Below are 1,513 nucleotides of genomic sequence, written 5' to 3'. Positions count from 1 at the left end.
AAGATAGACTGTTGCACAAAGATAAATTTACCTTCGTGCAACAGCCCCATTTATTATTCTCAAACAAATAAAAGCCGCCCGCGCTGACAACGCGAGCGACCCTTGAGGGCGATGATACTGACAATATCGCCGCCCTGCCGAAACACCATGAAGATGCTCCGAATACACAAATTCATTATAGCACCTTCATGGCGTATTTTCCATACGCAATTTTGGAGGTGTATTTTTATGCCGAAACGTGCGGCTCTCTATATCCGCGTCTCCTCCGAGGAACAGGCGCGGCATGGTCTATCCCTCGGCGAGCAGCGCACTGATCTGCTGAACTATGCGAAGGAACATGGTTATTCGGTGGTTGGGATCTATGCCGATGAAGGTGTGAGCGCACGCAAGGCGATGTCCCGTCGGAAGGAACTGCAGCGAATGCTTGCCGATGTGGAGGCAGGACACATCGACATCATCGTTATCAAGTGCCTTGATCGCTGGTTTCGCAATGTCGCGGATTTCTACAAGGTCAAAGAACGTCTGGACGCTTGCGGGGTCGATTGGGTATGCAGTCGTGAGGACTATAATACGACGACGCCGAATGGGATTCTTATGCTGAATCTCAAGCTCTCAATCGCACAGCATGAGAGCGATCAGACGGGAGAGCGCATCCGGTATGTGTTTGAGGGAAAACGCGCACGCAGACAGTTTGTAACAGGTCTAATTCCCCTAGGGCTAAAGGTTGCAGATGGCTATTTCGCGAGGGATGATAAAACGGCGCCGATTGTTGAATGTGCGTTCAACCATATTTTGAGCGGCGGATCTACGCGCTCTTTGGTGCAGGTTCTTTATGATAAGTTCGAGCACAAGATCACCAAGGCAGGGCTGTTTGACCTTCTGCGTAATCGTTCTTATATCGGTGAGGTGTACGGCATTCCTGATTATATGTTTTCGCTGATTCCTCATGATGTTTTCTTTCGGGTGCAGGAGATTCTTTCGCGTAATACAAAGTATACGCACAGTGGCAGGATCTATTTATTCTCCGGACTCCTCCGGTGTCCTGACTGCGGTAGGAATTTAGCGGCATATCGCGGGCGACGTGTGAATAGCGACGGGGAGCGGCGTTTTCAATATCAGTGCGGCTACCGTGTCAATCGCTCAATGCCCGGCTGTCATTTTGCGCGCGGTATGTACGAGGATAAGATAGAACAATATCTGCTCGATAATATTCAATCATTGATTCGAGAGCATATCATCACGATGGAGTCATTTTGTGGTCAGCAAGGAAGGGAACGCCCGGAATCAAAGATAGACGCGCTCAAGGCGAAGCTCTCACGGCTTGAGGATATATATATCGCAGGCTTAATGGATAAGGACAAATATACAAAAACATACAAGGAGATCACACAGGAGATATCGGAGCTCTCAACGCTCGTCGCTCGTTCGCTGTCTATCCCCTCCGCCCTTCGCGAGGTTTGATGTTGTATAAATAAAGTTGACAACTTCTTTGCAAGGATTTTAGATAAAGTAA

The 1,513-nt window shown here is 48.6% G+C and carries 1 protein-coding gene; it reads left to right on the top strand.

Features of this window, described 5'->3' with window-relative positions:
* The first annotated feature begins 228 nt into the window (after positions 1-228).
* Positions 229-1,461, top strand: a complete 1,233-nt coding sequence (locus tag ACO6BQ_RS12550; protein WP_489121483.1) for a recombinase family protein — start codon at positions 229-231, stop codon at positions 1,459-1,461.
* Positions 1,462-1,513: the final 52 nt, after the last annotated feature.

This window comes from Centipeda sp. (in: firmicutes) (assembly GCF_057271695.1).
This window is presented reverse-complemented; position numbering and strand designations above follow the sequence as displayed.

Coding starts and splice junctions, on each gene's coding strand:
- ACO6BQ_RS12550 (WP_489121483.1), top strand. CDS start 229: ATGCCGAAACGTGCGGCTCTCTATATCCGCGTCTCCTCCGAGGAACAG.